Source organism: Kitasatospora sp. NPDC004723 (genome assembly GCF_040609255.1).
Lineage (GTDB): Bacteria > Actinomycetota > Actinomycetes > Streptomycetales > Streptomycetaceae > Kitasatospora.
The window spans coordinates 40,446-47,600 of the sequence record NZ_JBEXJT010000028.1; the positions used below are offsets into that span (position 1 = coordinate 40,446).

Sequence of the window (7,155 nt, forward strand, 5' to 3'; positions counted from 1 at the left end):
CGGAACGTTCGTCGCAGCCGCACCCGTAGCCCGGCCGGGTGTGGTGTCAGTGGACCGGGACGCAGATCTCGCAGAGGTGCTGGGCGAGGAGGTCGGGGCGGTAGCGCTCGAGGACGGGGCGCGTCGTGTCGAGGGCGTGGCCGTGGGCGGTGAGGTCGTGGAAGAGGGTGCTCCAGGCCTGCTGGAGGGCCTCGGCGGTGTGCGGGACGGTGAGGACGGCGTGGGGACCGCCGGTGAGGCGGGTCTCCCGGATCTCGGGGTCCTGGATGCCGGTGTCGTCGGGGACGAGGAGGCAGGTGTCGTAGCGGCAGGCGTGCGGCGGGGTCGTTGCAGGGTCGTCGTGGGCGATGCCCAGAACGGCGGTGTCGGGTCGCAGGAGCTTGTGCGTGGCGGCCCAGGATTTGAGCTTCTCCATGTGGTTGTTGTTCGCCGCGCCGTAGGCGCCGGTGCGCCTCAGATAGACGATGCGGGATTCTGCTATTTCTTCCAGGGTGAACATTTCCTTGCTTTCCTTTCGGGTGGCGTGGGGCCACGGTAGCAAGGTATAAAAATATATTTGACGGGCTTTTAAAAATTCGGGCTCGGTGGTTAGCGGCGTAGTCCGCACGACCGGGGGCGGCGATCCGGCCCTCAACGGTCTTCACGGCCGGGCGGTCATCGGCAGATCCAGTAGCTGTCCCGGGCCGGGCACCTGTGTTGCTCGCCGACCGGGTCCGTCACCACGAGGGTGTCGTCCCGGTACGAGACGAGGTCGCCCGCCGCGACGAACACGGGCCGCTCCAGCACGACGTGGAAGTCGGAGTGAAGGAGGAGTGCACTGAGCAGCAGCATCCGAGACATCGGGGTGGTCCCGTCGAAGTTCAGGCGCACGAACCGATTGTCGCGGAGGTGCGGCTGCAGCCGGGATGGGTTCTGGGCACGGAGTAGCAGTGGGACTTGGTGGAGAACTGATCCTGTCCATCGGAGGTGCGGTTCGCGTCTTGCGGCGCGGACTCCAGTAGTCGCGGAGAACTGGATCGTCCGGAGACGATTGTGAGCGGGTGGCCCCGAGTAGTAACCAGCCAGTCAGGAGGACGTGTTGGAGCTGCATGGGGCATGGGAAGCAGAGCCCAGTCGGGCGGGGCCGGTCAGGTGGGGAAGGGTCCGGCGGGGCTCAGACGGCGAGCCGAGCGTATGCGGCGGCGGCAGGCGGCAGCGTGACGCTCAGGTGGGCCTCCAGCTGACCGGGCGTGATGTGCTCGCCCTGTGCGGCGTGATGCGTCTCGGCGATGCGCCGGGCTGCGATCAGCAAGGGCCTCAGGGACGGCCGGGAGCGCGGTGGATACGGTCTTCTCGGCGGGCACGGGAGCAGGCTCAGGCTCAGCGGTGACGACCACGGACTGGGCAGGCGCCGACGTGGAGGGCGGTGCGAGGAGGGTGCCGGCATCGGGTCGAGCGATGCGACCGGCTCTGACAGGTGTTCCACAGCCGGAACAGGGACGGGGATCTGTGCCGGGTTCGGGGTGCTCAGCTCGGTGAGCAGAGCGGCGTGGAGCCTTGGCCGCACTCCAGCCTCAGCCCGATCCCGTAGCCTGCGCCATGCCGTGAGGCCAGATCGGGCGCGGGGCGCCGCGATCGGGGTGTTCCCTGGGGGTGTTCGGGGGTTCGATACACCATCAGGACGAGGTTGGGGGAGTCGTGTTCGTCCTTCGTGGCGACGGCGGCCGGGACGATCGCGTGATGTCCTGAGTGGGCCAGGATCCCGGTCTGTCGGGTACGTCCAGCCTCAGGAGGCGCCTTGTGAACTCCCTTTCCCCGTACCGTCTCCGCTCCCCGTGCCATGGCGCGGCGGCCGTCGCCGTCGCGGTGGCGGCCGGAGCGCTTGCCCTCGGCTTGCTCGCCCCGCCGGCCGTCGCCGCGCCCGGGGGCGACTCCCCGGCCGCCGTCACGAGGACCGACCCCTTCCAGCAGCGGCTCGACACGCTCGTCGCCGGTGGCGGCGCGCCGGGAGCCCTGGCGGCCGTCCGCGACCGGAACGGCCGCAGCCTCAACTACACCGCCGGGGTGGCCGATCTGAGGACCGGCGCCAAGGTGCCCGTCGACGGCCAGGTGCGGATCGGCAGCAACACCAAGACCTTCGTCGCGGTCGTCGTCCTGCAGCTGGTGGCGGAGGGCAGGGTGGACCTGGACGCCTCCCTGGACACCTACCTGCCCGGTCTGGTCCGGGGCCAGGACATCGACGGACGGCGGATCACCGTGCGCCAGGTCCTCCAGCACACCAGCGGGCTGCCGGACTACACGGACTTCGTGGAGATCTCCAGTGCCACCCAGTACGTCGAGCCGCGTGAGCTGCTCGACGCGGCGCTCGCGCACAAGGCCGACTTCGCCCCGGGAACGCAGTGGAAGTACAGCAACACGGGCTACGTGGTGGCCGGGTTGATCGTCCAGAGGGTCACCGGACGGCCGCTGGGGGAGGAGGTCACCAAGCGTGTCATCGACCGGATCGGGCTCAGGCACACGTACTTCCCGGCCCAGGGGGAGACCGGAATCCGTGAGCGCCACCCGCACGGGTACTTCGCGGACAAGCCCGGTGATCCGCTGCTGGACGTCACGGAGATGGACCCGTCCTGGGCCTGGGGAGCGGGAGCGATGGTGTCCACGAACACGGATCTGAACCGGTTCTTCTCGGCGCTGATCGGCGGCGAGCTGATGCCACCGGCGCAGCTCGCCCAGATGCGGACGACCGTGCCGGCCGATCCCGCGGTCCCGGGTTCGCGGTACGGGCTCGGCCTGGCAAGCCGCCCGCTGTCGTGCGGCGGGGTGTCCTGGGGACACGGCGGGGGTATCCCGGGGTACGTCACCCGGGGCGGGGTCACGGAGGACGGGCGCGCCGTGAGCATCGCGGTGACCGTGCTGGCCTCGCCCGACCTCAAGCAACGCGTGGTGGCGGCGGTGGACGAGGCCTTTTGTCGCTGAGCCGGTCGGGTCGGTAGCCGCACGCTGCGCCGATACCCGCGGGGTATCGGCGCAGCGGAACGGGTCTTGGACGCCGGCAGGCCCCGGGCGGTGCACTGGTGAGCATGACCGAACAAGCGAAGACCACCGTGCCGCAGGCCGACCCCGCCGTATGGGTGGTGGGGCCCGGCGAGGGCGAGAAGATCGTGCTGGGCAGCACGCGCATGCGCGTCCTGGAGGACGGCAGCCACACCGGGCACCGCCTCGCGATCGCCGAGTCCGTCCTCGCCCCGCACACCCAGGGGCCGCCGCAGCACCGTCACGCCCGGCACGACGAGGGCTTCTACGTCCTCTCCGGCACCGTGCGGTTCACCGTCGGGGACGAGGACCACGACGCCACCGCGGGCACGCTCGTGATGGTTCCGCCCGGCACTCCGCACACCTTCGCCAACCCGGCCGACGAGCCCGCCGTCATGCTCAGCACCTTCACCCCCGACCTGTACGTGCCGTACTTCCGCGACCTCGAGGAGGCGCTCGCCGACGGCCGGCCGCTGACGCCGCGGACCAACGCCGACACGATGAGCCGCTACGCGACCGAGCCCGCCACCGACCCCGCCTGAAACCGACCCCGCCTGAAACCGAGCCCGCCGGAGACCGACCCCCCCGTGAACCGGCGGCCCATGAACGGAAGACCGATGAACACCGCCTACTGGATCGTCGCGGCACCGCTCGCACTCTTCTACCTCTACGCGGGCACGCTGAAGGCGATCCGCAGCCGTGACCAGCTCCGGCCGATGATGACCTGGGTCGACCGCACACCCCTGCCGGTTCTCAGGGCGCTCGGGGCGGTCGAGCTACTCGGCGCGAGCGGCCTGGTCCTGCCGCCGCTGACCGGTGTCGCTCCCTCGCTGGCGCCGGCCGCGGCGATCGGCTTCGTACTCCTGCAGACCGGCGCGATCGCCGTCCACCTGCGGGGCGAGGACCGTCGGATCGCACTGAACGCCGGACTCGTCGTCACCGCGGCCGTGACCCTATGGTTGACGACCCGGCGGTGATCGAGCACGGCTCACATCAGGTAGTCCGTGATCGGCTCGGCCGGATCGGCGGCTTCGGTGGTTTCCTCCTCCTACCCGGGGCGGTCCATGTCGAACACGACGACGGGCAGTGGGCGGTCGAAGATCCTGGTGATGGTGCCGCTGGTGTGGAGGTGGCGGGCGAGGCCGACGACGGCGTTGCTGAAGTGGAGTTCGAGGAGAGCGGACCTGGTGCGGAGAAGGTCTTCCGTTCCATCATGGCAACAGCGTCCCCCCGGCATCCGCCCGGCCGATGCCCGGGCCCGGCCGGTGTCCGTTCTCGCCCCATGTTGCCGACTACGGGTTTCTGCGCGAGGGTTGAGCGTGGTTGCCATGGACGTCGAGACCACGGCCGGCACCGCTCTGCACAGCGCGTGTGGTCACACCACGCGTCAGAAGTCCGGTCCCCGACACCTGAGGTGGGCCCCGGTCCGATGGGGTGCTCCTACCAATCCGACAACTCCGATTCGGGCGGACGTCGAAGACACCTGGCAGCCAAAGCTCGCAGCACCGAGCAAGGAGGCAACGGTGACATCAAACGATCAGCCTCACCAGTCCAGCCCCACGATCCCGCGCACAGCACCGGCACCGGGCCGGCGTCCGGGAACTCTCGTGATGCTGGGTTCGGGAATACGTGCGATCGGTCAGTTCTCGCTGGAGGCGCAGGCGTATCTGAAGTGGGCGGACAAGGTCTACTACTGTGTGTCGGACCCTGCGACGGAGCAGTGGATCCTCGATCAACAGCCGGACAGCGTCGACCTGTACACGCTCTACGACAACGACAAACCCCGCCGGATCACCTACATCCAGATGGCCGAGCTGATGCTGAGGTCGGTCCGTGAGGGGCTCAACGTGGTGGGCGTCTTCTACGGTCATCCGGGCGTCTTCGTCAATCCCTCCCACCGGGCGATCGCCATCGCGCGACAGGAGGGACACGCCGCGTTCATGTTGCCGGCCGTGTCCGCGCTCGACTGTCTCTTCGCGGACCTGGGAATCGATCCCTCGCGGCCGGGTTGCCAGATCGTCGAGGCGACCGATCTCCTGGTACGTCGGCGACCGCTTCTGGTGGACAGCCATGTGATCCTCCTGCAGGTGGGCAGCGTCGGCGACGTGGGATTCAAGTTCTCCGGATTCCCGAACGCACACCTGGGTGTTCTCGTCCGCTACCTGCAGGCCGCTTACGGCGAGGACTACGAGATCATCAACTACATCGCGTCCCAGTACTCCATAGCGGACCCGGTGATCCAGCCGATCGCGCTCTCGAAGATCCTCGACCCCGACACGCGCCCCTGGGTGACCGGCATCTCCACCTTCTACGTCCCCCCGAAGGTCGAACGGGCCATCGACCTCGACATGGCGACCTCGCTGGGACTGCGCCTTCCCGACCGCAAGCCGCCGCAGGAGGTGCCCAGGGCGACGTCGACCGGCCCGTTCGCGCCGTACCGGGTGCCGTACTCCGACGTCGAGCTGCAGTACATCGCGCAGCTGGACTCGCATCGGACACCGGACGACTACCGGCAGTCCCGGCCGCCGCGCGAGTTCTACGAGATGATCAGGAACCTGGCGCTGGAGCCGGCACTGCTCGCGCGGTACCTGGATGACCCCGAGGCGTTCCTCGGAAGCGGTTCCGGAATGTCCGAGCGCACCAAGGAAGCGGTCGTCACCGGGAACTACGGTTGGATCAGGACCGAGTTCCAGAGGTCCGAGGACGATGTCGCCCGGACCTTCGTGACGGACGCCCTGACTCACCCGGGCCTCGCGGTGCGCTACCAGCGCATGCTGTCCGCGGCAGCGGACCGGAACGACTCCGAAGCGCTCGACGAGGTCAGGAAGGGGCTGCAGAGCCTCGGGTACGACACCGCTCCCGGGGCGATCGCGGAGGCCTTCAACGAGCTCAGCAGCGACGGCTCGGTCTGGGCGGGTGGCTACCACCTGTTCGTCGATGGCGGGCCTGCCCGCGAACTGCTCGTCGGGCCCGACGGAGTCCTCCTCGACGGTACCGCGCTCAACGGCGCACGCTTCGACGCGGGAGTGCTCACCTGGAACGAACGGGACGACAACACGTCGTCCGGATCGCTCCGCTTCTCGGTACCTGTCAACCCCGCCGGGGGAGAGCCGCGCCCGGACTCGTACACCGGTCCGCAGTGTCACGGCGTCATCTGGACCGGAGCGGCCTCCGACGCCCCGGCCCGTGACAACGTGCACGGGAAGGTGGGCGTCTACACCGTGGCCGATGCCGCCGATCCGTTCGCGGCGGATCCGGCAGAGGCCTGGGCGGGCACCTATGAGACCCGGATCGCCTCGTCGGCGGGATGGCAGACCGGACCGGCCCTCACGCTCGGGAGCATCGGCGCGGACGGCGGCCGCCCGCAACTCGAATGCGACGGTCAGCCGGTCACGGACCCGCAGTACGCGGACGGCGTGCTGGGATGGACGCAGCCCGAGCCCCTGTGGTCCGGCAGCATCACGTTCTTCACACACCAGCCCGACGGCGAAGGCCCGGGACCGGTGTTCCTGGGCCGCTTGTGGCGGCGGGCATCGGAACCTGGAGCGTTGAAGATCAGCGCGGTGGGACAGAAGGTGGATCATGAGTGAACCGGCCAAGGACGAACAGCTCGACCCGGGTGCGATCGCGGCGGCGGGACTGCCCGTACTGGCGCGCAAGGCCCGCGCGGCGACACTGGCGCTGACCGCGGCGGCGGCTCGGCAAGGCGCGCAGTTGGGGCAGCCGGACGGTGACTCGTCCCGGCTCTCCGCAGAGTCGCTGGCACGGCGCGTGTACGTCACGCCCCAGCTGAAGTACCCGCGGGTGCAGCGGCCCGGAGTGCGGGCCGAGGCCTTCGCGGGGCTTGACGTCGACGCCATCGAGGTCGAGATCGACGCCTCTTTCGTCGACATCACGATTCCCGTCGACATCGTCGATCTCGCGGTCGTCGAACTCCTCGTCTGACCGCCCGGAGGCCGGCAGCCCGCCCTGCAGGGAAGCAGGGCGGGCTGCCGGGACGTCCGACGGCCCGGACCGGCCCGGCTCGGTGGGTCACCAGCCGCTGCCTATTTCGCGGGCGGGGTTGACTTGGCCGGTGCCGCCGGCTCCGGGGTAGACGTAGAGGTTGCCGTTGCCGTTGTTGCGGGTGACGACATCGGGTTT

The 7,155-nt window shown here is 69.4% G+C and carries 8 protein-coding genes and 1 pseudogene; 5 read left to right on the top strand and 4 right to left on the bottom strand.

Features of this window, described 5'->3' with window-relative positions:
* Positions 1-46: 46 nt before the first annotated feature.
* The 4 genes and pseudogenes from ABZW10_RS24505 to ABZW10_RS24520 all read right to left on the bottom strand — a co-directional run.
* Positions 47-499 carry a GyrI-like domain-containing protein gene (locus tag ABZW10_RS24505; protein WP_355369466.1) on the bottom strand — a complete coding sequence of 151 codons (453 nt, stop codon included), beginning with the start codon at positions 497-499 and terminating at the stop codon, positions 47-49.
* A gap of 155 nt (positions 500-654) precedes the next feature.
* Positions 655-870: a hypothetical protein gene (locus tag ABZW10_RS24510; protein WP_355369468.1), complete on the bottom strand. Its 216-nt coding sequence runs from the start codon at positions 868-870 to the stop codon at positions 655-657.
* A gap of 283 nt (positions 871-1,153) precedes the next feature.
* Positions 1,154-1,291: a hypothetical protein gene (locus ABZW10_RS24515; protein WP_355369469.1), complete on the bottom strand. Its 138-nt coding sequence runs from the start codon at positions 1,289-1,291 to the stop codon at positions 1,154-1,156.
* A gap of 216 nt (positions 1,292-1,507) precedes the next feature.
* A pseudogene (locus ABZW10_RS24520) lies at positions 1,508-1,594 on the bottom strand (IS5/IS1182 family transposase); the annotation flags it as partial.
* 185 nt (positions 1,595-1,779) lie between these two features.
* Here ABZW10_RS24520 and ABZW10_RS24525 point away from each other — a divergent pair.
* From ABZW10_RS24525 to ABZW10_RS24545, 5 genes are all read left to right on the top strand, one after another.
* Positions 1,780-2,955, top strand: coding sequence for a serine hydrolase domain-containing protein (locus tag ABZW10_RS24525; RefSeq protein ID WP_355369471.1), 1,176 nt, complete (start codon positions 1,780-1,782; stop codon positions 2,953-2,955).
* A 104-nt stretch (positions 2,956-3,059) separates the two neighbouring features.
* On the top strand, positions 3,060-3,554 hold the full coding sequence (locus ABZW10_RS24530) for a cupin domain-containing protein (RefSeq protein WP_355369473.1): 495 nt from the start codon (positions 3,060-3,062) through the stop codon (positions 3,552-3,554).
* Positions 3,555-3,629: 75 nt separating this feature from the next.
* Positions 3,630-3,989: a DoxX family protein gene (locus tag ABZW10_RS24535; RefSeq protein ID WP_355369475.1), complete on the top strand. Its 360-nt coding sequence runs from the start codon at positions 3,630-3,632 to the stop codon at positions 3,987-3,989.
* A 633-nt stretch (positions 3,990-4,622) separates the two neighbouring features.
* Positions 4,623-6,602, top strand: coding sequence for an SAM-dependent methyltransferase (locus ABZW10_RS24540; protein WP_355369561.1), 1,980 nt, complete (start codon positions 4,623-4,625; stop codon positions 6,600-6,602).
* Positions 6,595-6,957 carry a hypothetical protein gene (locus ABZW10_RS24545; RefSeq protein ID WP_355369477.1) on the top strand — a complete coding sequence of 121 codons (363 nt, stop codon included), beginning with the start codon at positions 6,595-6,597 and terminating at the stop codon, positions 6,955-6,957. The genes ABZW10_RS24540 and ABZW10_RS24545 overlap by 8 nt, the downstream gene beginning before the upstream one ends.
* Positions 6,958-7,155: the final 198 nt, after the last annotated feature.